This is a genomic window from Aquibacillus sediminis, assembly GCF_005870085.1.
Lineage (GTDB): Bacteria > Bacillota > Bacilli > Bacillales > Amphibacillaceae > Aquibacillus_E > Aquibacillus_E sediminis.
On the sequence record NZ_SZNM01000024.1, the window covers coordinates 1 to 23,397 of the forward strand.

General features: G+C 36.4%; 27 protein-coding genes. 17 read left to right on the plus strand and 10 right to left on the minus strand.

The genetic code is table 11. From position 1 onward, the window contains the following. Positions 1-86 (plus strand): IS3 family transposase (locus FCI53_RS17080; protein ID WP_138419539.1); only part of this gene is annotated, 86 nt, incomplete at its 5' end. 58 nt (positions 87-144) lie between these two features. Here the strand turns inward: FCI53_RS17080 and FCI53_RS17085 are convergent. Beyond that, complete coding sequence (locus FCI53_RS17085; protein ID WP_138420258.1) at positions 145-1,650, minus strand: nitrate/nitrite transporter; 1,506 nt, start codon at positions 1,648-1,650, stop codon at positions 145-147. 200 nt (positions 1,651-1,850) lie between these two features. Next, entirely contained in the window at positions 1,851-2,360 is a 510-nt protein-coding gene (locus FCI53_RS17090) for a phosphatidylglycerophosphatase A family protein (RefSeq protein ID WP_138420259.1), read from the minus strand. 133 nt (positions 2,361-2,493) lie between these two features. Between FCI53_RS17090 and yutH the strand changes: the two genes are divergently transcribed. The 4 genes from yutH to thrB all read left to right on the plus strand — a co-directional run bounded on the left by yutH (position 2,494) and on the right by thrB (position 6,954). After that, the gene (gene yutH, locus FCI53_RS17095; RefSeq protein ID WP_171038217.1) at positions 2,494-3,465 is read left to right on the plus strand and encodes a spore coat putative kinase YutH; all 972 of its coding nucleotides are present in this window, start codon (positions 2,494-2,496) and stop codon (positions 3,463-3,465) included. A 233-nt stretch (positions 3,466-3,698) separates the two neighbouring features. Beyond that, positions 3,699-4,991 (plus strand): homoserine dehydrogenase, encoded by a 1,293-nt coding sequence (locus FCI53_RS17100; protein WP_138420261.1) that lies wholly within the window; start codon positions 3,699-3,701, stop codon positions 4,989-4,991. A gap of 2 nt (positions 4,992-4,993) precedes the next feature. Next, positions 4,994-6,055: a threonine synthase gene (thrC, locus tag FCI53_RS17105; RefSeq protein ID WP_138420262.1), complete on the plus strand. Its 1,062-nt coding sequence runs from the start codon at positions 4,994-4,996 to the stop codon at positions 6,053-6,055. Next, positions 6,052-6,954: a homoserine kinase gene (gene thrB, locus FCI53_RS17110; RefSeq protein WP_138420263.1), complete on the plus strand. Its 903-nt coding sequence runs from the start codon at positions 6,052-6,054 to the stop codon at positions 6,952-6,954. The genes thrC and thrB overlap by 4 nt, the downstream gene beginning before the upstream one ends. Before the next feature lie 56 nt (positions 6,955-7,010). On the opposite strand, the gene FCI53_RS17115 is transcribed toward thrB, so the two are convergent. Next, a complete protein-coding gene (locus tag FCI53_RS17115) occupies positions 7,011-7,235 on the minus strand; it encodes a NifU family protein (protein ID WP_246050140.1) in 225 nt (74 codons plus the stop codon). A gap of 149 nt (positions 7,236-7,384) precedes the next feature. On the opposite strand from FCI53_RS17115, the gene FCI53_RS17120 reads away from it, so the two are divergent. The 4 genes from FCI53_RS17120 to FCI53_RS17135 all read left to right on the plus strand — a co-directional run bounded on the left by FCI53_RS17120 (position 7,385) and on the right by FCI53_RS17135 (position 9,936). Beyond that, positions 7,385-7,696 (plus strand): YuzD family protein, encoded by a 312-nt coding sequence (locus FCI53_RS17120; RefSeq protein WP_138420264.1) that lies wholly within the window; start codon positions 7,385-7,387, stop codon positions 7,694-7,696. A gap of 697 nt (positions 7,697-8,393) precedes the next feature. Then, positions 8,394-8,627: a DUF1450 domain-containing protein gene (locus FCI53_RS17125; protein ID WP_138420265.1), complete on the plus strand. Its 234-nt coding sequence runs from the start codon at positions 8,394-8,396 to the stop codon at positions 8,625-8,627. Positions 8,628-8,656: 29 nt separating this feature from the next. After that, positions 8,657-9,520 (plus strand): diaminopimelate epimerase, encoded by an 864-nt coding sequence (gene dapF / locus FCI53_RS17130; RefSeq protein ID WP_138420266.1) that lies wholly within the window; start codon positions 8,657-8,659, stop codon positions 9,518-9,520. A gap of 56 nt (positions 9,521-9,576) precedes the next feature. Further along, positions 9,577-9,936, plus strand: a complete 360-nt coding sequence (locus FCI53_RS17135; RefSeq protein ID WP_138420267.1) for a HesB/IscA family protein — start codon at positions 9,577-9,579, stop codon at positions 9,934-9,936. Positions 9,937-10,067: 131 nt separating this feature from the next. Here the strand turns inward: FCI53_RS17135 and FCI53_RS17140 are convergent, their stop codons facing one another. Next, positions 10,068-11,051: an NAD(P)/FAD-dependent oxidoreductase gene (locus tag FCI53_RS17140; RefSeq protein ID WP_138420268.1), complete on the minus strand. Its 984-nt coding sequence runs from the start codon at positions 11,049-11,051 to the stop codon at positions 10,068-10,070. Between the two features lie 259 nt (positions 11,052-11,310). Between FCI53_RS17140 and FCI53_RS17145 the strand changes: the two genes are divergently transcribed. The 3 genes from FCI53_RS17145 (at position 11,311) to FCI53_RS17155 (ending at position 13,897) form a co-directional block, all read left to right on the plus strand. After that, a complete protein-coding gene (locus tag FCI53_RS17145) occupies positions 11,311-12,528 on the plus strand; it encodes an NAD(P)/FAD-dependent oxidoreductase (RefSeq protein WP_138420269.1) in 1,218 nt (405 codons plus the stop codon). Between the two features lie 259 nt (positions 12,529-12,787). Then, on the plus strand, positions 12,788-13,099 hold the full coding sequence (locus FCI53_RS17150; protein ID WP_138420270.1) for a YuiB family protein: 312 nt from the start codon (positions 12,788-12,790) through the stop codon (positions 13,097-13,099). Between the two features lie 105 nt (positions 13,100-13,204). Beyond that, positions 13,205-13,897: a 3D domain-containing protein gene (locus tag FCI53_RS17155; protein ID WP_171038220.1), complete on the plus strand. Its 693-nt coding sequence runs from the start codon at positions 13,205-13,207 to the stop codon at positions 13,895-13,897. A 246-nt stretch (positions 13,898-14,143) separates the two neighbouring features. Here the strand turns inward: FCI53_RS17155 and FCI53_RS17160 are convergent, their stop codons facing one another. The 3 genes from FCI53_RS17160 to deoD all read right to left on the minus strand — a co-directional run bounded on the left by FCI53_RS17160 (position 14,144) and on the right by deoD (position 16,469). Beyond that, positions 14,144-14,617: a divergent PAP2 family protein gene (locus FCI53_RS17160; RefSeq protein WP_138420272.1), complete on the minus strand. Its 474-nt coding sequence runs from the start codon at positions 14,615-14,617 to the stop codon at positions 14,144-14,146. A gap of 504 nt (positions 14,618-15,121) precedes the next feature. Continuing rightward, positions 15,122-15,514: a YuzC family spore coat inner layer protein gene (locus tag FCI53_RS17165; protein WP_138420273.1), complete on the minus strand. Its 393-nt coding sequence runs from the start codon at positions 15,512-15,514 to the stop codon at positions 15,122-15,124. Positions 15,515-15,761: 247 nt separating this feature from the next. After that, positions 15,762-16,469, minus strand: coding sequence for a purine-nucleoside phosphorylase (gene deoD / locus FCI53_RS17170; RefSeq protein WP_138420274.1), 708 nt, complete (start codon positions 16,467-16,469; stop codon positions 15,762-15,764). Positions 16,470-16,712: 243 nt separating this feature from the next. Between deoD and FCI53_RS17175 the strand changes: the two genes are divergently transcribed. Next, positions 16,713-16,976, plus strand: coding sequence for a phosphocarrier protein HPr (locus tag FCI53_RS17175; protein WP_138420275.1), 264 nt, complete (start codon positions 16,713-16,715; stop codon positions 16,974-16,976). A 185-nt stretch (positions 16,977-17,161) separates the two neighbouring features. Here FCI53_RS17175 and kapB read toward each other — a convergent pair whose 3' ends face one another. After that, positions 17,162-17,536, minus strand: coding sequence for a kinase-associated lipoprotein KapB (gene kapB, locus FCI53_RS17180; RefSeq protein WP_138420276.1), 375 nt, complete (start codon positions 17,534-17,536; stop codon positions 17,162-17,164). 140 nt (positions 17,537-17,676) lie between these two features. Here kapB and FCI53_RS17185 point away from each other — a divergent pair, with 140 nt between their 5' ends. Then, positions 17,677-17,865, plus strand: a complete 189-nt coding sequence (locus FCI53_RS17185) for a hypothetical protein (protein ID WP_138420277.1) — start codon at positions 17,677-17,679, stop codon at positions 17,863-17,865. 235 nt (positions 17,866-18,100) lie between these two features. Beyond that, positions 18,101-18,679, plus strand: coding sequence for a superoxide dismutase family protein (locus FCI53_RS17190; protein ID WP_138420278.1), 579 nt, complete (start codon positions 18,101-18,103; stop codon positions 18,677-18,679). 83 nt (positions 18,680-18,762) lie between these two features. Here the strand turns inward: FCI53_RS17190 and FCI53_RS17195 are convergent, their stop codons facing one another. Further along, positions 18,763-19,929 carry a MalY/PatB family protein gene (locus FCI53_RS17195; protein ID WP_138420279.1) on the minus strand — a complete coding sequence of 389 codons (1,167 nt, stop codon included), beginning with the start codon at positions 19,927-19,929 and terminating at the stop codon, positions 18,763-18,765. Between the two features lie 1,008 nt (positions 19,930-20,937). On the opposite strand from FCI53_RS17195, the gene yugI reads away from it, so the two are divergent. Continuing rightward, positions 20,938-21,339 carry a S1 domain-containing post-transcriptional regulator GSP13 gene (gene yugI / locus FCI53_RS17200; protein WP_138420280.1) on the plus strand — a complete coding sequence of 134 codons (402 nt, stop codon included), beginning with the start codon at positions 20,938-20,940 and terminating at the stop codon, positions 21,337-21,339. A gap of 182 nt (positions 21,340-21,521) precedes the next feature. Here yugI and FCI53_RS17205 read toward each other — a convergent pair whose 3' ends face one another. Next, positions 21,522-21,761 (minus strand): DUF378 domain-containing protein, encoded by a 240-nt coding sequence (locus FCI53_RS17205; protein WP_138420281.1) that lies wholly within the window; start codon positions 21,759-21,761, stop codon positions 21,522-21,524. 156 nt (positions 21,762-21,917) lie between these two features. On the opposite strand from FCI53_RS17205, the gene FCI53_RS17210 reads away from it, so the two are divergent. Continuing rightward, entirely contained in the window at positions 21,918-23,264 is a 1,347-nt protein-coding gene (locus tag FCI53_RS17210) for a glucose-6-phosphate isomerase (protein ID WP_138420282.1), read from the plus strand. Positions 23,265-23,397 lie beyond the last annotated feature (133 nt).

Genomic DNA, 23,397 nt, shown 5'->3' on the forward strand with positions numbered 1-23,397 from the left:
TGGTTTACTATAACAATTATCGATATCAATGGAACTTAAAAAAGATGACCCCTATCCAATATAGGAATCATCTTCAAGTAGCTTAATCTCTTTTTTCATAGTGTCCTTGACACGGGTGCCAGTTTAATAGAGCGACTCTTATTTTTATGATTGGTGTTTAGTACCCGAAATATCACTAAACATCCCAACATAACACTGAATTTCTCCACCGCTATTTTTAATAGCACTTATTGTGAGCCATTCTGGGTAAATTTCGCCATTTTTACGTTTATTCAATATTTCCCCTTCCCAAGCTCCTTTTTCATTAATGCTATTCCACATTTCTTCGTAAAACTTAGCATCATGTTTACCAGAACTTAGCATGCTTGGGCGATTACCAACGGCCTCTTCTTCATCATAACCAGTAACTCTTGTAAAGGCAGGATTTACATTTTGGATTGTTCCATTGGAATCTGTAACCATGATTCCTTCAACTGTTCCTTCAATGATTTGACTTTCAATATCAAGTTTTTCTTGATAATACATCCAAACAACAATTACAAAACTAACTAAAGCAAATTGAGATAAAGCCATAAAGCCAATTGCATAGTGTCCAGTAATATTAAATACTGCTGTTAACACTAATGGTGGGAAGAATCCTCCTAGTCCACCCATAGCAGCAACGATACCATTTACAATACCTGCTTGCTTACTGAAATATAGTGGAACAAGTTTAAATACTGTACCATTACCTATCCCTAGACAAATCGCACAGAGAAGGGTTCCGACAGTGTAAAGTTCGATATTAGGTGAGAAGGATAAAATCACACCAGATATGGTAATACCAATAAATGTAAACATTAAAATGATAAACGGATTAAACTTATCTGCTAACCAACCACCTATCGGACGTAGGACTGTGGCTAGTGCGATAAACCCAGCAGTTCGCATCCCTGCATCGACTGGATCTAAATTAAAATAATCGACTAGAAAGTTTGGTAAGTAAACAGTAAAGGCTACGAACGCACCGAATGTAATGAAATAAAATAAAGATAAGAACCACAAAGTAGAGTTTTTATAGACCTCTTTGATTTGTTTGGTTAAAGCAACATGAACTTTTGGCTCATTACGGTCACCAAATAAAAAGTTTAATACGGCAAAAACAAGCATTATAATTAAAAATACTCGAACGGTGCCTACCCAACCAATCATATCTGCGATGACTGGTGCACCAAAAGAAGTAATGGCGGTACCGATATTACCAGCACCATAGATCCCATTAACGAAACCGTGTTTTTCTTTTGGATAATATTTAGGTAAGGAGGTAACACCTACAGAGAAGATTGCGCCACCGACACCTATTGCTAGACCTCCAATAATCAGATCAAACATTGAACTGGCAACACTGATATAAAATACAGGCAATAGTAAAATAATGAAACTGATTGAAAATACAATGCGAGCTCCATAGCGATTTGTCAGATAACCAATGGGTACTCGAAGTATCGATCCTAAAATAACAGGTACTGCTGTCACAAGTGATACTTGTCCTGGAGTCAGGGGTATATCTTGTTTAATACTAGGCATTAGGGAAGATATTAACACCCATACCATGAAGCCAGCGATTAAACTGGATGTTTGCAGTGGTAATTGTAATTTCTGCTTATTCATTAAAGAATCTTCCTTTCTTCATATATATCTAGTTGGGAAAAATAATCTAACGCTAGTTTAATGGGCATGATTCTTATTTTTAGTGAAAAACATCACAGCTTTTTTAAATTTTAAGTAAATAGGTGCTGGGGATGGTTGAATAGAAGGGATTCACTCCATATGTGAACAATCTGTTACACATATGGAGGATTAAGTTAAGATTAATCTACACTTTTATCATTTGCTGCACTATGTGCAAGGCGACTGGACGCTGCTGCAGCAATAGCACCAACAATATCATCCAAGAATGTGTGACATTCTCCACTGTTCTTATCATTTAATTTCTCTAATATACCTGGTTTTTGTTTATCGATATATCCATAATTAGTAAAACCAATCGATCCATATACATTGACGATGGAAAAGGCAATAATTTCATCCACACCATATAAACTTTCATCTGTTTCAATCGTCTCTTGCAATGGGGATTCTAATTTCTTTTGTTCAGCTAGCACATCTAGCTGAATCCCAGTAATAATCGCATTTTGCACTTCTCGTTTCATTAAAACTTTATTAACATGGTGGTTACAATCATCCATTGTTAGCTCTTCATTATATTTGTGTTGTAAGTAGTAAACGAGTTCGGCAATGTCTTTCACTGTCACGCCACGTTCGCTCATCCATGTTCTTGCTTTTTTTTCTAACTCAGTTGCGCTTGTATGTTGTTCCATCACTTTTCACCTTACCTTTAAATTTATAGTATTAGTTTTCCCTCTTATCATACGTTTAAATCATCAAATATGGTTCAGATTTATATACATATAACATAAACTTAATTAAAAGCAAAAAGGGGAGATTTGCCTGTTGGAACTTTTAAAACATTATGTTCCCTACTTTAACGGAAGAAAAACAACCATTAACGGCTACGACGGATATACCGATGGAAATAATGTATATTTTATCATTCCAATACAATATAATGAAGAAATATATTACGAACAAAAAGCAATCAGTGATTTTTTAAAAGATAATGGTATAGAAATGATTACGTCTCCAATGTTAAACACTCAAAATCAAATTGCAACACATCAGGATGAACAGGACTTTATTGTTTACCATCAAATATTGCAATCACGATCATTTTCGTTGTCACATGGCCAGTCATTAGCTACTTTTCATCAAAAAGGCGTGGATTATCCATATCAACCAAATTATATTTCAAGTTATGGACAATGGAAAACACTCTGGATTAATAAGGTGGAAGCCTTTGAAACAATCTATCAACAACAGTATCGGGAACGTCCGGTTTCACCATTTCAGCGATTGTTTATCGATACGTTTCCTTATATTATTGGCTTATCGGAGAATGCCATTCAATATTTACAAGAAACAGAACAAGAGCAACGGTTCGATCATAGTGATCGTCCGACAATTACTTTTCAGCGTTACCATGATCACATGCGGCAACAAATGATCTGGTCAGATGATTTAGTTTATGATCATCCAATTCGAGATCTAGCTGAACATATTCGATTCTTGCTATTACAGGATGATGACCGTTCATTTGAGAAAGTCCGCCAATTTATTGCGGATTATGAACAGGTTCAGCCTTTATCAATATTTAGTTGGCGTTTATTGTATGCACGGTTATTATTCCCTATTCACTTATATGATTTTATTGAAAAAACGTTAGCAAGTGGGGATCAGAGGGATCATTACAAAACATATAATTATTTGCTAGAAAACCAAGCGTATTATGAACAAACGATGAAAAACTTTTTTAGAGAATTGAATATAGATTCTTCCACACTACATATCCCAGTATTAGATTGGTGATGTAGAGGATGTGGAGTTTACTTAGGAACCAACTATAGATCAAGTTAAAATACCGGGCTTATTGTCCGGTATTTTTATGTTGAAAGCAAAGTATAATGTGAAACTTCAATTACTCTGCAAGTTTTCTCAATTTTTAGGCATTTGTATCTTGATTCTCCTTAGTGTGGGAGGTATAATGTCCTCTATAGATAAACAAATGTACATGGAAGAGAAACAAGAGGAGGTTGAAGCACATGAGTGTGATTAACATAGGATTATGTGGCTTGGGAACTGTTGGAACTGGAGTCTTAAAAATATTAGAAAACCATAAAGAAGAAATCAAGCATAAGTTGGGTTCTGACATTATTGTAAATAAAATTTTGGTAAATGATATACATAAACCAAGAAATGAAGAAATAGATCCCGATAAGCTAACGACAGACGCAGAAGAATTAGTAAGTAATCCTGATGTTGATGTTATTGTCGAATTAATGGGGGGGATTGATGACACCAACCTCCTTCTTGAAAAAGCGTTGAGAAATAAGAAACATATCGTTACTGCTAATAAAGACTTAATGGCTGTTCATGGGCAAAAACTATTACAAACAGCCAAAGAAAATAAATGTGATATTTTTTACGAAGCAAGTGTTGCTGGTGGTATTCCCATCCTTCGAACTTTAACAGATGGTTTGGCTTCAGATCGTATTCGAAAAATAATGGGGATTGTCAATGGCACCACCAATTATATTTTAACCAAAATGACTGATGAACAATTAGCATTTGAACCTGTGCTTAAGGAAGCGCAAGAATTAGGGTTTGCAGAGGCTGATCCAACTTCAGATGTTGATGGGTTAGATGCCGCACGGAAAATGACGATCTTAGCAAACTTAGCTTTTAAAATGGAATTTAGTTTAGATGATGTGGAAGTAACAGGTATCCGGGATATTACACAAGAAGATATAAGTTTTGCAGAAAATCTCGGCTATACCATTAAATTAATTGGTATTACTGCGATTCATAATGGAAAAGTAGAACTAAGTGTCGAACCTGTTCTTTTACCAACGGAACATCCATTAGCACAAGTGAAAAATGAATACAATGCCGTTTATGTGGATGGAGAAGCAGTTGGAGAGACGATGTTTTATGGACCTGGTGCCGGTAGCTTACCTACAGCAACAGCAGTTGTCTCCGATTTAATGGAAGTAGTGAAAAATATTCGTCTAGGTATTAGTGGAAATGCGCATGTAGGTCCACAATTTGAAACACAGTTGAAAGAAAACCATGAAAAGCACATGAAATATTTCTTGCGCATGGAAGCAGATGACCAAGCAGGAACTTTCCAAGCAATCACGAATATATTTACTGACGAGAAAGTTAGCTTTGCAAAAATATTGCAGCTTCCAGGCAGTGAAAAAGGAACGGCAGAGATAGTCATGATTACCCATAAGATTAGTAAACAACAATTAGTAAATAGTCTGGAACAATTGAAAAATTTAGCAGTTGTGAATCGAATGATTAGTTATTACCGCGTGGACGGGGAGGAATAATAATGAGTTGGCAAGGACTTTTACACGAATATGAAAATTATTTACCAGTGAATCAAAACACACCAAAAATCAGTTTAATGGAAGGTAACACACCGTTAATCAAATTAGAAAAGCTATCCCAACAGTACTCGATCAATGCGTATGCAAAAGTGGAAGGGATAAACCCAACCGGTTCTTTTAAAGACCGTGGAATGGTGATGGCAATGGCTAAAGCTGTAGAAGACGGGGCAAAAGCAGTGATCTGTGCTTCTACGGGTAACACTTCTGCATCGGCAGCAGCATTCGCAGCACGAGCTGGATTGAAGTGTATCGTTGTCATTCCTGAAGGGAAAATAGCACAAGGAAAATTAGCGCAAGCGGTTATGTATGGTGCAGATATTTTCTCCATTGAAGGGAACTTTGACGATGCACTTAAAATTGTTCGAAAGTTAAGTGAGACTGAGGATGTTACATTGGTAAACTCTGTTAACCCATATCGGATAGAAGGACAAAAAACTGCAGCATTTGAAGTGTGTGATACGTTAGGAAAGGCACCCGAATATTTATTTATTCCTGTTGGTAATGCTGGAAATATAACAGCTTATTGGAAAGGTTTTAAAGAATATCATCAAAGTAAACAAACAGGACTTCCAAAAATGATGGGCTTCGAAGCAAGCGGTGCAGCTGCGATTGTTCATAATCGGATATTTGAGAACCCTGAAACAGTTGGAACGGCAATTCGAATAGGTAATCCAGCAAGCTGGGACAAAGCTGTTCAAGCTCGAGATGAATCCAATGGTGCTATTGATGAGATCACGGATGAGGAAATGATTGAAGCATATCAATGGGTAGCAGCAAATGAAGGGATTTTTGCTGAACCTGCCTCTTGTGCATCGATTGCTGGTCTATTTAAAGCATTAAAGCAAGATAAAGTTGAAAAAGGTTCGACAGTAGTAACCGTATTAACAGGAAATGGGTTAAAGGATCCAAATACTGCGATTGACTATGGGGAAGTAAAACCACGCGTATTACCAAATGATGAAGAAAGTGTCGTCCAGGCAATCATGGACAGTGTTATGGTATGAGTTGGGTAATTAGGGTTCCTGCAAGTACATCGAATTTAGGTGCTGGATTTGATTCAATTGGGCTCGCGTTAAATCGATACCTTGAACTAAAAGTAACCCCGTCACAGTCGTCTTGGGAATTCGTTCCGCAGTCTGAATGTCTAAAGGACACCCCAACAGGAAAAGAAAACCTTATTTATAAAATTGCACAACAAACAGCAATTGAATTTGAGAGAAAAGAGTTGCCACCTTGTCAAGTAGAGGTAACGAGCAATATTCCATTAGCAAGAGGATTAGGGAGTAGTGCGACTGCAACCATTGCAGGAATTGAGTTAGCAAATCTATTGTTGGAATTAAATTTATCTCAAGAAGAGAAATTACAATTTGCTACATCTATTGAAGGTCATCCAGATAATGTAGCTCCATCACTAGTTGGTGGTTGTATCATTGGTCATTATGATGGAGAAGTCGATTGGTTGAAAGTCCCTGTACAAGATGTAACCTTTCTAGCTGTTATCCCATCGTTTGAATTGAAAACGAAAGAAGCGCGTGCTGCATTGCCAACTCAGTTCAGTTATAAAGAAAGTGTACATGCGAGTAGTGTGGCAAATGTGAGTGTAGCGGCAATATGTCAGCATAATTGGGAACTTCTAGGAAAGATGATGAAAAAAGATTGTTTCCATCAACCATACCGTAAAAAATTAGTACCACATTATGATGAGGTGACAACCTTTTTAGATGATACCGTATATGGCTCTTTTCTAAGTGGGGCAGGCCCAACCATTATTGCAATCGTTGCTAACGACGTGGTTGAGAAACAATTGCCTATTTGGAAGAAACAGTTTCCAGAATTTGAATGGCTACCATTGCAAGTGGAGAATGAGGGAGTCACAACGATGAAACTAAATGCTTCATTTTAAACAAAAGAAATCCTCCGTTGATACGGAGGATTTTATGTTCATATGGGATTGTTTATTTAAAATACTTGTTCAATTTCGGTAACGCCAGGTACTTCAGCCATAAGAGCTCTCTCGATACCAGCTTTTAACGTAATCGTAGAACTTGGACAATTTCCGCATGCTCCCATTAGACGAAGACGTACAATGCCATCATCAACATCAACTAATTCAACATCGCCACCATCACGCAGTAAAAATGGACGCAGCTTATTTAAAACTTCTTGTACTTGCTCTTGCATCATCCATCTTCTCCTTTCTTTATTACAATTATATTATAGATTGTTTTGTTTGAAAAATCCATCTTGATTGAAATGTTAAGTACTTTTATTTTATCTTTATCGTTAGTTTTTGTAAAATAAAACTATTCCATTTAATGAGGGGGGCTTTCTAAATGAGTACAAGTAGAATTGTATTAACGGTTTATGGTGCAGATCGAATTTGTGCAAGTTGTGTTAATGCACCAGGCTCTAAAGAAACGTATGAATGGCTACAAGCCGCGATTGCAAGAAAGTATGAGACTGCTTCGATTGAGTACGAATACATTGATATTGATCAGCCTCCAAGGAATGATACATTTATTGAAAAAATCAATAACGATGAATTATTTTATCCATTAGTTTTAGTAAACGGCGAAATTGTAGCGGAAGGAATCCCGCGATTAAAACCAATATATCATGCCTTAGAACAACTGGGAGTATCATAACAAGGGGAAAACCTATTATAGTTCTAATGCGCATAAGCTGTATTATGTGCAGTAACTATACTAAATTTACTTTCTGGCATTCTGATTGAAATAAGTTCGAATATATCGTTCCGGCAGAATACTCCGCTTTCCATGGGCACGGCTTCAGCTAACTTGGTAAAGAAAACCACTTTACCAAGTGGATCTTCAGCTCGTGCTGTTCCCATAGGACAAGGAAGGCTTCGGCAGCAATACACCGCACGAAGAAAATTGGTCTTTATTTTCGAGGAGTCTCCGTATTCTGCCTCCACTAAAATAGGTTTTCTGATTATTGGTAGGTTTTATACTGCAGTAAATTCAAGAGTAGTAAATTAATTGCAATATTATGTTACAACATGTCAATTAACAATAAATAAAAAGGTATATTTTATTATTTTTATTAAGTAACGCTCTATAAAGCTTCAAAGTTCTAGAAAAGCGGAGGCAATACACGAAGACTCCTACGGGAGGAAAGGCCTAGGTGAGACCCCGCAGCGAGGGACGAGCGAGGAGGCTCATCAGCCGCCCGTGGAAAGCGTAGTGTATTGCCGTAGCGTTTGTTCAACACCTTCCAATATTAAGGATGGCAAAAAGTCATGATTAATTTACTGCACATAATACAGCTTATGTGTCATATTAACCAAAGCGTAGCCTTATATTTTCAGCAATAGGAGTGTTTATGAATCCTAAAATAGAATTTTGTATCAATAATATTGTCCGAGGGTCTCAAAAAGCGAAGGAAGAATTAGAGCAAGACCCTGACCTTGATGTTTTTGAAACAGGTTGTCGGAGGTTTTGTGGTATTTGTTCGCGTCATTTAGTTGCTGTTGTGGAGGGCAAACCTGTTACAGCGAATAATACAGAAGAATTACTAGACAAGGTATATGCCTATATAGATGAAAATTTTGACTAAATACAATAAGGAAATAGAGGGTGTTCACGATGGAAATACCATTTACAAAAATGCATGGATTAGGAAACAGTTATATTTTCTTAGATTTATTTCATATGGATCTAGAAGAAGGCTTATTATCTAAACTAGCGATCGATGTTGCTGATGTGAATACAGGTATCGGTTCTGATGGTCTGATCTTAATTCATCCTTCAACAACAGCAGATGTAGGAATGAGGATTTTTAATAAAGATGGTTCTGAAGGAAAGAACTGTGGCAATGGTTTAAGATGTGTTGCAAAATATGCTTATGAAAATCAGCTAGTCGATCAAAAGACTTTTCAAATTGAAACAAAAGCAGGTAATGTTACTGCAGAGGTTCAAGGTGATCCTAATTATGTGGAGGAAGTAACAGTGGATATGGGGCCTCCAATCTTAGAACGTTCTAAAATTCCGATGGTTGGAAAAAATGATGAAAGCGTCATTGCAGAAGCCTTTGAATTAGATGAACGCCGATTACAAGTGACAGCGGTATCGATGGGGAATCCACATGCGGTGTTTTTTGTCGAGGATATTAATGAAGCACCATTATATGAACTAGGCCCAATTGTGACGAATGATGATCGTTTCCCTGAAGGAGTAAATGTTGAGTTTGTTGAGGTTGTTTCAAATAAGGAGATTCATTTTAGGGTATGGGAGCGAGGTTCTGGTGTTACCCAAGCTTGTGGTACAGGTGCATGCGCTGCAGTGGTTGCAGCTACGTTAAATGGCTATGTAACAAGAGGACAATCTGTTGTTGTTCATCTTAGTGGTGGAGATTTAACGATTACATGGGCTGAAGATGGGACAGTATGGATGACAGGAAGTGCTGTTACAACATGCACTGGAAAATTTTTCTGGAATCAACAGAGTTGAATAAGCATTGGATTGTTTAGTATACTTTAGTGAGTATCATTTAAGGAGGATGGCAAATGGTATTAAATATTACAGACAACGCAAGTCTCCAAATTAAAGAAATGATGAAAGATGAAGATAGTGAGAATATTCGTTTGCGTTTTGGTGTAAAAGGCGGAGGATGTAGTGGCTTATCCTATTCGATGGGATTTGACCAAGATATAAATCAAGATCTAGATATGACGGAAGAAGTGAACGGTATACCATTAACGATTACCAAACAAGATATTCCGATCATTGAAGGCACGACAATTGATTTCAAACAAAACATGATGGGTGGGGGATTTACAATCGATAATCCGAACGCCATTGTGTCTTGTGGTTGTGGATCTTCATTTAAGGCAAAAGAGCGTGAAGGCACACCGGAGAATTGTTAAACCTAACTTAGGAAAGAAGCTGTTTGATAAGAACAAGCAGTCTCTATTTTGAACATCAGTAAAATTCTAGTTGTGAAAACTTGAAACGTCCACGTGTTAAAAAACAGGCTGTCCTTGACAGCCTGTTTTTTTTAAAACATACTTGTTGAATGTTTTGGTTGTACACGTGCACTAGGATCAATGTAAGATTTCGCGTTGTTAATTGCTGTTGGTCCTTCACCAAAACCTGACGCTATGAGATTAACTTTTCCTGGATAAGTGCATATGTCACCTGCAGCATAAATTCCCGGTACATTTGTTTCCATTTTTGAGTTGACGACAATACTATTTTTTTCGATTTCAAGGCCCCAATCTTTGATAGGTCCGAGTGACGAGATAAATCCATAATTAACAAGAACATGATCAACATCAATGATTTCCTCATGATCGCCTTTTACCTCTGTTAATTTCACTTGCTCGATCTGGTCATTACCAATTAATTGATCCGGCACATAAGGTGTCATAATTCGTACAGATGAGTTAAATAAATTCTCAACACTGTGTTCATGTGCTCTGAATTTATCACGACGGTGAACAAGCGTTACTTCTTTGGCAATTGGTTCAAGCATTAATGCCCAATCAACCGCTGAGTCTCCTCCACCAAATAACACAACTTTTTTATCACGAAAGTCTTCCATATTGTCAACGAAGTAATGTAAGTTTTTTCCCTCATACTGTTCAGCACCTTCAACGGATAACTTACGAGGTTGAAAAGCACCATTACCTGCTGTTATGATAAGTGTTTTGGTATAATGGACGTCCGTAGATGTGGTGATTTTCAATGCGTCATCATCGGTACGTTCCACTGTTTCCACGGATTGATTTAAGACAATAGTTGGATCGAACAGATCTGTTTGTTCTTTTAAATTGTCAATAAGTTCTTGAGCACGTACTTTTGGAAATCCAGCTACATCATAAATGTATTTTTCTGGATAAAGGGCACTTAATTGACCACCAATATGTGGAAGGCTCTCTATAATTTTAACGCTGGCTTGACGAAGACCACCGTAAAACGCAGTAAATAAACCGACAGGGCCGGCACCAATAATTGTGACATCATAAACCTGATCAGTCATGATTCATTCCTCCTATATATACATAAACTATATGTAGAACAACATATAGTTTATCATAATTCTTGATTATGTGTAATTGGCTAATGCTTATCACTAGGTAATTAACAGAATTTTCTGTATCAATACTAAGGGGTTGAAAATTTAGATGAAACAGGCTACTATAAGCATTGGAATAATTATTACAATTTTGTGTCGGATTACGTGAATTATATCACGATGTAAAGAAATTGACAAAATATGAAATTGGAAGTGATTAGAGATGAAGAAACCAAGAATTTTGATCCTTGGAGCAGGCTATGGTGGATTAATGACAGCGGTGAAACTACAGAAAAAGCTAGGCGTCAATGATGCATCGATTACATTAGTAAACAAGCATGATTATCACTATGAGTCAACATGGCTCCATGAAGTAGCAGCAGGAACGATTGCGCCTGATAAAGCACGATTTGCAATTAAAGATATTATTAACACTTCAAAGATTGATTTTGTACAAGATACTGTCCTGTCAATTGAACCAGATGATAAGAAGGTAATTCTTGAAGATGGGGAATTAGAATATGATTACCTTGTTGTTGGCCTAGGATTTGAAGCAGCTACATTTGGTATTCCGGGACTATTAGAAAATGCATTTACAATTGGTAACATTAATCAATCTCGTTTAATAAGAGAGCATATTGATTATAACTTTGCGATGTACAACAATGAAAAAGAAAAGAAACCAGAACGTTTGACCATTGTTGTTGGTGGTGGAGGTTTCACAGGAATTGAATTTCTTGGTGAACTAGCTAACCGCGTACCTGAGTTATGTAAAGAATACGACATTGACCGTGATCAAGTACGTATTATTAATGTTGAAGGTGCACCAACTATTTTACCTGGATTTGATCCAGAATTAGTGGAATATGCAATGAACTCTCTAGAAAAACGCGGTGTTGAATTTAAGTTAGGAGCAATGCTTAAAGAATGTACACCAGATAGTATTACATTTGAAAAAGATGGTGAACAAGAAACGATTGCAACCAAGACAACTGTTTGGGCTGCTGGAGTTCGTGCCAATAGTATTGTTGAGAAGTCTGGTTTAGAACATAATCGTGGTAAAGTAGAGGTTTCGCCAGAACTACGCGCACCTTCACACCCAGAAGTGTTCGTTGTAGGGGATTGTGCATTAATTATGAATGAAGAAACTGGAAGACCATATCCGCCAACTGCACAAATTGCAATGCAAGAAGCAGAAGTGTGCGCAGATAATTTAGCAAAACTTGTCAAAGGTGAGGACGAGTTAGAAGCTTTTGAATTCATTAACAGAGGGACAGTTGCTTCACTAGGTCACAGTGACGCAATGGGAGCTGTATTCGGTGATAAGAAATTATTCGGATTCACAGCATCTCTTATGAAAAAAGTGATTGATAACCGTTCATTATTCAAACTAGGCGGTATTGGCTTATTACTTAAAAAAGGTAAATTTAATATCTTTTAAGATGGCAAAAAGCAAGGACAAGTCACTGTCCTTGCTTTTTTTAGAGGTTACGGTGCATTATATAGCCTTAACGAACCTAGCAAACAAAAATAACCTTGTTTATACTAGAAATGATATAAGTTATTGCAGAGGAAAAGCAAAATGTTATAGAAACAGTATAAGTGCAATAGCTCTAAGGCTTGCTACTAGACAAGCTTTCGATGTGTGCGTCATAATGGAATAAAATTGATTAATTAGGGGATTTGAGGGGAGAAAGTTCATGCTACAATTGGTTGTTTCTATTGTATTATTTTTTGTATTATTTTTTGGGATTGCTTTTATTTTAAATATGTTATTACGTCAAACTTGGATTATGTCTTTTTTGTATCCAATTGTTATATTCTTAATTGTAGACGATTTTCCACTATCAAATTATGTTCGTCAACCGGTGGAAGCAATTTCTACAGTAATTAGGAATATTACTCAATTAACCACTCAGGACATTCTCATACTGTCGTTTGGTTTCATTGGAACCATTACATCGGGGATTGTTATAAAGTTACTAAGAAAAAACGGGTATCGGATGTTCTAGGTTACCAGTTTACGCTATCATTCTGTAATTTGGCTATTATTCGTGTATAAAACATTCATCATTTGGAAAAGATGACATTTTGAGAGAGGTGTTATCGAAAAAATGATGAATATTAAGCTTTTGAAGCGAATTGTCATGACTGTTTTATTTCTTGTAGCTTTTTATATAACATTTGCTTTTATTACAAATGTCTCTGCTGTGCACTTAGAGTATGGTAGTTCAAGCAACCGTGTGGGGAGCGAAAAATTTTCAATACCAATGTTAGAACAACCACAACGAGACATAGCATTGAGTAAAAAGCGTTTGAATCATCAGCAAGCAACAACAAGATATATTTCAAGTCAACAAATTGAAGGACCAAAAACATTAGAAGAAGCAATTGATTTTGAACAATATCCTAGTACAACGGTTACTGCAACTGGTTATACAGCTGGGATAGAGTCAACTGGTAAATCCCCAGATCATCCAGAATTTGGAACAACTTATTCCGGTGTTCAAGTTAAACGGGATTTATATTCAACAATTGCAGCAGATTTGAGTGTGTATCCGATTGGAACCATTATGTATATACCTGATTATGGTTATGGTGTAGTTGCAGATAAAGGGTCAGCCATTCAAGGGAATAAAATTGATTTATATTACCCTACGGTTGAAGATGTTTATGAAAAGTGGGGAAAAAAACAAGTCGAAGTTTATATCATTAAAAAAGGTGATGGAAGCTTAACTGAAGAAGCGTTGCAAGACCTTAATGAAACGGAATCATTACAGGTATTCCGTGATCAAGTCCGAAAAGGTTAACAAAAACCTCCAAGAAATTGCTTTTTTGAAAAGCAACCCCTTGGAGGTTTTCCTATTTTTAATTAACTCAAGATTTATCCCGCATGTAACTGTCCGTAAGAGCCCATCTCAATCTATGAAATAAAACCAAAGAAGATAAGAGAGGATGGGGCTGCCAGGATATGTCTCAATGAACTGCAGCTAAGTTAGTACCTAACAATCATTGCAGTACGGAAGGTCCTCAATGATTAAGTTTCACTTTAAGGATTAAAATAATGGATAAATGACAAATGCTAGTAGGATACCAGTAAGTCCGCCAAAAAAGACTTCAATTGGTTGATGGCCTAGCAATTCTTTTAATTCCGCTTTCTTCTCATATTCTCCTTTTTTAGACCAGACCTTTGCTTCCTCAACAAAATATTGAAAATCTTTCACAAGTGTATTTAATAAAATAGCTTGTTCACCAGCTTGACGGCGAATGCCAGTCGCATCAAACATAATAATGATGCTAAATACACAGGACACAGCGAAAAGGCCTGAAGACAATCCGTGTTCAATAGCTATACCGGTTGTGACAGCTGTAACTGCAGCGGAATGACTACTTGGCATTCCTCCAGTACTAAAAGCTAAGCCCGGCTTAAATTCTTTCATTGCGATGAAATGGATTGGGATCTTAATACCTTGTGCAAAAACAATGGCAAAAAGCGCAGTCCATAAAGGAAAATTTGAAAATAAATCCACGTTTAACACCCTTTCTCTGTCACGGTCATGTATGTACAGTGATTCAATTATATCATAAGACGATTAATAATTATTCAAAAAAATAGTTGTTTTAACCAATCTATACCAAAACAAAAGAGTGCGTTTGGGTCCGAATAAGAACCCGAGCGCACTCTTTTGTTGGTCTCACTTCTTCATGTAGGAATGTTGGCGGTAATGGATGGAAAGACGAACACTCTTCTACTATGTATATACCATCAATAGATTATTAGACAATAACTCAGACGATGATACAAATAAATAAGGGAGTAACTTCGGTTCATTTGTTCACTCAGCAGTACAACCTATTATATTAGCAACAGATAGAAGCTTAAAGAAAGTCACCGGTATACTAATGCAAATTGTTAAGCGCTCATCTGAGCAACTATAGGAACTTCAGTTACTCCTATTTATAGGTAGGTAATCATTGATGATGAAATAATTCTTTTTTCGAATCCTTTTATCAATTTCTTCACGATGGTAGGTTTACCAATGAAGGGAGACGCGAAGAATACTGCTATCCATATCGTCAACTTGATTTATTAATTTAAGCTGTAAGCTATCTGGATTGTAGTTTATTTCCATCGGATGGGTTATGCCGATTTCTTCCATATATTGATGGATTTTTTCCGTCTGTGATCGTTGGGCCGCATCTAACACTTTATATGCAAAGTCATCTGAATCTGTGAATTCATGAATAATCTTGTCTACCTCATGCATTAATGGTTTAAATGATTCTGCTGATTTTTTCAATTGTGTTGGATTCACTTCGGGAAAATTTGGCCGACTATATCTTTGTACATCATAAGGATATACTGGTTGACCTGGATAGTAATTCCAATAGTAATAGGGGTAATAATGGTCCTGCCGATAAAACATACTATTCCTCCTTTTGTTACACCTATGAATAGTATATTAGTTGACAAGAGAAGTGTTCATGTTAACGCGTAGAGTGGCGTAATCCATAAAAATTTATTGCGACAAAACAACACTCTTTAAAAAACAGCCTCGACATAACTAAATGTTAAATTCTATATCCTATATACAATCTAAATATGTTACGAATTAGATATAAAAAAGATCACGATAGTCGTGATCTTTTATCCTGGGGTATTGAAGTTTCATTCTATTTAATTGCTGCCTCTAGTGCAACTTCAATCATATCATTAAACGTTGTCTGACGTTCTTGTGCACTTGTTTCCTCGCCAGTAATGATGTGATCAGAAACAGTGAGTACAGATAATGCTTGGCGATTGAATTTTGCAGCAAGTGTATACAGTGCAGTTGTTTCCATTTCTACACCTAGAACATTATAACTTGCCAGCAGTTCGAATAGTTCCTTAGCATTATCTCGGTAGAAACTATCACTTGTAAATACATTACCAACACGTAGGTTTAAGCCTTTATCTTCCCCTGATTCGTATGCTGCTTTTAATAAGTCAAAGTTTGCAGTTGGAGCAAAGTCAATGCCTCCAAAGTTCATACGATTCATTTGAGAGTCAGTGGTAGAGGTAGATGCTAAAATAACATCTCTAACTTTTACATCTTTTTGTAGAGCACCACATGTCCCAACACGGATCAATTTTTGGACATCGTATTCTTGGATTAATTCATTTACATAAATAGAAATAGAGGGTACACCCATTCCTGTACCTTGAACGGAAATATTTTTACCTTTATATGTACCCGTATATCCATACATACCTCTGACTTCATTATAACAAACAACATTCTCTAAAAAGTTTTCGGCAATATATTTTGCCCGTAATGGGTCTCCTGGTAACAATATTGTATCCGCAATATCTCCTTGTTTTGCACCAATATGAACACTCATGATCTTACCTCCTATACTATTTTATAAAAGTAACGTACCATACCAGGAACTAGAAAACAAATTTGTGTTGGTATGTTTGACCCATAATCAAAAAAAATATAAAAAAGGTTCCGATATAGTTTCTAATCTAATCATTTTCGTATATAATAAGTTTAGTTCGGAATTTCACATATATTGGAACCTAACCATATATGTACAAACGATTTTATTCCAACTGTAAGCTTGGAAATAGGAGGAATACTAATGAAAGAACAAAAATTTAAAATTACGGATGACACAGGTATTCACGCACGACCGGCTACGATTTTGGTGAATAAAGCTGGTCAGTTTCAGTCAGAGATAGAACTTCACTATAATGGAAAATCTGTCAACTTAAAATCTATTATGGGTGTTATGTCACTAGGAGTACCTCAAGGGGCAGAAGTGACAGTTACTGCCGATGGTGGAGATGAAGACAATGCAATCGAAGGGATTGCAGAGACAATTAAAGAACATCTTGGAGAGTAACATATAGGGTATAGAAAAAAGCTAGAGCAACCTCTAGCTTTTTTTCTTTGCAATCATGTAAGTACTTTGAAACTTGGTCAATCTTTATGCTGACTCTAACGCACATTGACCTCAAGTTCTATGTTGTAAAATTTAATTTCTTCAGTGAAATATTTATGTGACCAAGAAACTCACGGATGTTCATTTTATTTACTGAAATACATCATTTCTAATTGATTTAAGTTTTCTAATGCTGCTTGATTAAATTCAGTATCTTTTTTTGTTAGTTTATCCTTAAGAGCTTCGACAGCTTGTCTTAAAGAAGTTTGATAATCAGGTACTTCTTCCCCATAGGGATGGACAGCAGATTTGTTCACATTCATTTTTTCCAAGTAACTCAATGCTTTTCGTTGGTGAAAAAAGACACCATCTAATTGGCCATAATTATGAATGTCACCCTGGAGTGGGTGTTTGATTACAGCTAACACTTGAACTAAATATTTCTCTCCTCTGTCTTCAACCAGTTTGCCGATATAGGTTCCAGATTTGTAATGAGCTTTTACAATGTCATCTATATTCATTGAATCAACCTCCATGTGGTGTTTGACTGACTATAGTAATTGTGACAGAGTAATGCTAGAAAATTCAAGTTTTCAAACCTATAAATAGTGGAGACCAGCCATGATTTGTTATAATGTGAATAAAGGATGTGATTGAACCGATGATGGAGTTTTTATATTTTCCAGAAGATAAAACAAGCTATATACCATCTATTATTAGTTTAATTATTATTGTGATTGGTGCGATTGTCACAATGTATATGTTTAAACGTTTATCTAAGAAAGAGGAAGAGAAAGTCGATCACCAGTATCAATTGGATCGTACATCAGATTATAAAGACGACACTTAAGGCCTTCACCATTTGGTGGGGGTCTTTTTAAACTGATAGGAAAGTATAAAAACTTTTGTCGCAGATGAATCGTTAGCGTAGTTAAAAAGTTACAAGAATTTAGTAAAAGTTATAAGTGCAACTAAGCCTCTGTCTTTGCCAAAGTTGGCAAGTTTTCTTTATAGAGATAAAGGAATAGAATGTTTACCAATTGTCAATACTAGATTGAGATTATTCAAGAAGGGAGAATACATAGATGAGAATGGTAACAATGTTCATGGTTAGTTTTCTCTTCCTTATTTCAGCTTGTCAGGGACAGGAGCGTTCGCCAATAGACGTAACCATGTATAATCCAGCGGGAGATTCGATTGGTACAGCGACATTAAATGAGCAGGCAGATGGTGTTCAAGTAACGCTTTCTGTAGAAGGGTTAGAGCCAGGCTTACATGGTATTCATGTCCATGAATATCCAGAATGTGAAGGGCCAGATTTTAAGTCGGCTGGAAGTCACTATAATCCAGAAGGAAATGAACATGGTTTAATGCACCCAGAAGGCTCTCATTTGGGTGACCTACCTAATATCGAGGTTAGTGAAGATGGAATGGTTGATGAGGCTGAACTTCAGATTAACGGAGCAACCTTAACAGATGGAAATACATCCATTTTAAAAGAAGATGGCACTTCTCTAATTATTCATCAAAAACAGGATGATGGTGTTTCACAACCCGCTGGTAACGCTGGAGAAAGAATCGCATGTGGTGTGATCTCCTTAGATGAGGCGGATCAAGAGGCTCCAACAGATCCAACAGAAACCGATGAAGATACAGAAGAATAGGTGCTACTAAATGGTAGCACCTAAGTTTTTCATAGTACCATCGCGTTCGTAAATAAGAATTAAGAAACGCTTCTGGAGCTTTGCTATCTTTGATCTAAGGCGTGAATGATTTGATTTAGCCCCTTCTCAAGTGTTGCTTGTGAACAAGCAATATTCATCCGCATAAATCCATCACCTTGGTCACCAAACGATACGCCATCGTTTAACCCTACTTTAGCCTTTTCTTGCATAAAGTTCTTAAGATCTTGATGAGGCATATTCATATTTCTACAGTCCATCCAAACTAGGTAAGTGCCTTCTGGCTCAATAATTGTAATTTCGTCACGATTTTTAAATGTATCGATAACAAGATTACGGTTTGATTCTAACACGTCTAACAATTCATTAAGCCATGCTTTCCCTTGTGTGTATGCTGCCTCTAATGCTGTGTTTCCCATTGTATTTAACATATTAATGCCTTGTTTCTCAAAGAACTGTTTTAATTTATCGCGTTTTTCTTTATCAGCAACCACGACAAATGATGCTTGTAAACCAGCCAAATTAAATGTTTTAGTTGGAGACATAGCGGTAATCGTCTTTTGATTAATTTCATCCGATAGGGATGCTATTGGAATATGTTTATGGCCAGAATAGATTAAATCAGCATGGATTTCATCTGAAAGTAGCAATACATCATATTGCAAACATAATTGTGCCATTTTTTCTAATTCTTGTTTGGTCCAGACGCGTCCAACAGGGTTATGAGGGTTACAAAGAATAAATACTTTAACCCCTTGTTGTAATTTTTTCTCGAAATCATCAAAGTCAATTTGGTATTGATGATTTTCATATTTTAATGGATTGGTTACCAATGTACGGTCATGAGCTTCAATCACTTTATAAAATGGTGGATAGACTGGTGTTTGAATAAGTACCTTATCTGATGGTTCAGTAAAAGCTTGAATTGCCATGTGTAAGGAAGTAACGACACCAGGACTAAATAGAATTGATGAAACACTTACATGCCATTGGTGTTGATTTTCCAGCCAATTCGTTACGGACTTGGTATAGGAAGGATCTGTGAATGTATAACCGAATATTCCGTGCTGTGCTCTTTCTACCAAAGCATCTGTTACAGGTTGGGGGATTTCAAAATCCATATCAGCCACCCACATCGGTATGACATCTTCTGATCCATAAATGGATTCAACTAAATCCCATTTTACTGATCTTGTACCTTTTCTATTTGGAACTCTCTCGAAATTACTCATTTTACTACCTCCTAACAATAAACACTCTTCACATCATATATAGTTATTATAGATAAAATTAGTTTTGATTGGAAATGTTTGAGATTTTCGATGCGTTTCAAAACGTCGTAGTTGATAGAAACCCCGACGTAACTCTTTTTTTGTGAATTATACTGTTTTCTGATTTAAACTGAGTACTATGCAATCGCTTCGGTAGAATACTCCGCTTTCCATAGGCACAGCCTCGGGCCAACAGGATGTTGGTCACGCAGGCGTTGCTCGCGTGTCCATGGCCACCTTAGCATGTGTTCCTTTACCAAGAGGATCTTCGACTCGCGCTGTTCCAATAGGACAGGGAAGGCTTCGGCAGCGATACATCGCACGAAGAAAATTGGTCTTTATTTTCGAGAAGTATTCTAACCTTTGCTGTAGTGGTGTTCTGATTAACGTCAGATAAGATGCCTAAAGCAATAGCTGAGCCTGAGTGCATTGTTACTTACGAGAAAATTGATTCTGTGTCATAAAATCAAGCAAAAAGCTATAAAATTACGATACACATACCAGAGCGGAGGAAATACACGGAGACTCCCGTGGGACTAGTGGCATCGGTGAGACCCCGCAGTGAGGGTCGAACGAGGAGGCTCACCAGCCCCCACAGGAAAGCGTAGTGTATTTCCGCAGCGGCAATAACACCACTCATTTTATTAAGAATGGAAGGAATCATGAAAAAGTTACGTCGTAGTTTATAGTTATTGTGTCATAAACAACGATTTTTTAAAACGGCAAAAAAAAAGCAAAGCGTTAAACGCTTTGCTCTCACAGGGGGAATACGAGAAAGTCTTACATTCCTATTTATATCCTAAAAAAGCGCAAGTTAAACATGTGACATGAAAGTTTTTTAAATAAAAATAGTTTTATTTAGGATAATAATCTTTATTTTGAAAATAACTTTTTCAAAAACAGACATTATATGGTAAAATATATAATTGTGTATAAAGTAGTATGAATAAAAAGCGGGAGTTGTTCAGCATGTCGGAAAATTTAACTGAAGGTCAAGTTTTAACAGGTAAAGTAACTGGAATTCAACCATATGGTGCGTTTGTTGCACTTAATGAAGAGGTACAAGGTTTGGTTCATATATCTGAAGTTACACATGGCTATGTAAAAGATATAAATGAACACCTTACTGTCGGTGATGAAGTAAAGGTGAAGATTTTATCTATTAATGAAGAGAATAACAAATATTCTCTATCCATTCGTGCAACACAAGAAGCACCAAAACAAGCACCAAAACAAGCACCTAAGCCAAAGCAATCTCAAAAAACAGTAAGCGGGCAACAAACTTCTGAACCAGGATTTAACACATTGCGAGATAAGCTAAACGATTGGATTGAACAATCCAAAGAACGTGAAAGTACATTTAAAAAATAAACTTAACAACAAAATAGCGTAGTCGCTAGCTACGCTATTCTAAGCAAGTTTAGATCCGTAAGCACAAATTAATACTTGCTTAACTAAAAAAGGCTCCTATCTACCCATTCTTTATAGGAATGGATAGATAAGGAGCCTTTGTGTTTAGATTTGTTCGTCAAACAGGATACACTGTATAATGTTTATCGTTCTGTCCTTGGTTCTCTACGATCAGACAATTCTTCAGATGGTTTAAATAAAAGGGATAAACTTATTAAGCCACTAATCCCAACAAGGGAATAAATAATTCGAGCAAATGCCCCACTTTGCTCACCGCCACCGAATATAGCAGCAACCAAGTCGAATTGAAATAAACCAATAAGTCCCCAATTGATTGCACCAATAATCACGAGAAATAATGCAATACGTTGAAGTCCGCTCATCTTTCATCCCTCCTTTGCATGTATCTTAGTAAATATTTTGATCTTTACTTGATAAAATTATTCTAAAATTTAAAGAATTGTTCATTGCTTCACTTGATTTATATGGATTGTTTAGGGTACATTAATTAGGAGTAATAAATTTTGGAGGGTGAATAAATGAGTTACGTACGTTTTGAATATGATAAAGCGTTGTCCTTTTTTGGGGAACATGAACTAGACTACTTAAAAGAACCTGTTAAGTTAGCACACGAAGCAATACATAACAAGACAGGCGCAGGGAATGACTTCCTCGGATGGGTGGATTTGCCTGAAAATTATGACAAGGAAGAGTTTAGCCGAATTCAAAAGTCAGCAGAAAAAATTAAATCTGATTCAGATGTTTTGCTAGTTATTGGAATCGGTGGTTCCTATTTAGGGGCTAGAGCTGCAATTGAAATGCTAAATCATTCTTTTTACAATCAATTAACATCTGAACAACGTCAAACCCCACAAGTGATTTTTGTAGGAAATAGTATCAGTGCTCCATATATGAATGATCTGTTTGACTTACTAAAAGATAAAGATGTATCAATTAATGTTATTTCTAAAAGTGGAACAACAACAGAGCCAGCGATTGCATTCCGAATTTATCGAAAATTCTTAGAAGAAAAATATGGTAAAGAAGAAGCAAAAGGACGTATCTATGCAACGACTGATAAGGCGAAAGGTGCGTTAAAAACACTTGCTACGGAACAAGGTTATGAAAGTTTTGTCATTCCAGATGATGTAGGTGGACGTTATTCTGTCCTAACAGCTGTAGGTTTACTACCAATTGCAGTAAGTGGTGTTAACATCGAGGAAATGATGAAAGGTGCCCAAAAAGCTCAAGCAGAGTTAGCGGAAGAAGATCTTGCGAAAAATCCAGCATACCAATATGCAGCAGTTCGTAATGTATTGTATAACAAAGGAAAGACAATCGAGATGCTTATTAACTATGAGCCTTCACTGCAATATTTCGCTGAGTGGTGGAAACAATTATTTGGTGAAAGTGAAGGAAAAGATTTTAAAGGGATCTATCCTTCATCTGCAAACTTTTCAACTGACTTGCACTCATTAGGGCAGTATGTACAAGAAGGACGTCGTGATTTATTTGAAACAGTTCTTCATGTGGAAGAACCGAAATCAAATATTACGATTGAAGAAGAAGAGCAAGACCTTGATGGCTTAAATTATCTTGCAGGTCAAACAGTTGATTTTGTTAATGAGAAAGCATATCAAGGGACAATGTTAGCACATACAGATGGACAAGTTCCAAATTTAATTGTTCACCTACCAAAATTTGATGCGTATACATTTGGTTATGTCGTGTATTTCTTTGAAAAAGCTTGTGCAATAAGTGGTTACTTACTTGGAGTTAATCCATTTGATCAACCAGGTGTTGAAGCATATAAGAAAAACATGTTTGCGTTATTAGGTAAACCAGGTTTTGAAGAAGAAAAAGCAAAGCTTGAAAAAAGATTATAAACAATAATTTTTAAGAGGTCCTTGTCATTGACGAGGACCTTTTTTTCATTAAAATAAACAATTTTAATTTTCTTTTATAGGGAAAGCCAAGTTAACTCCTACCTTGATTCGAAAATTGCTAATTTGGATCATA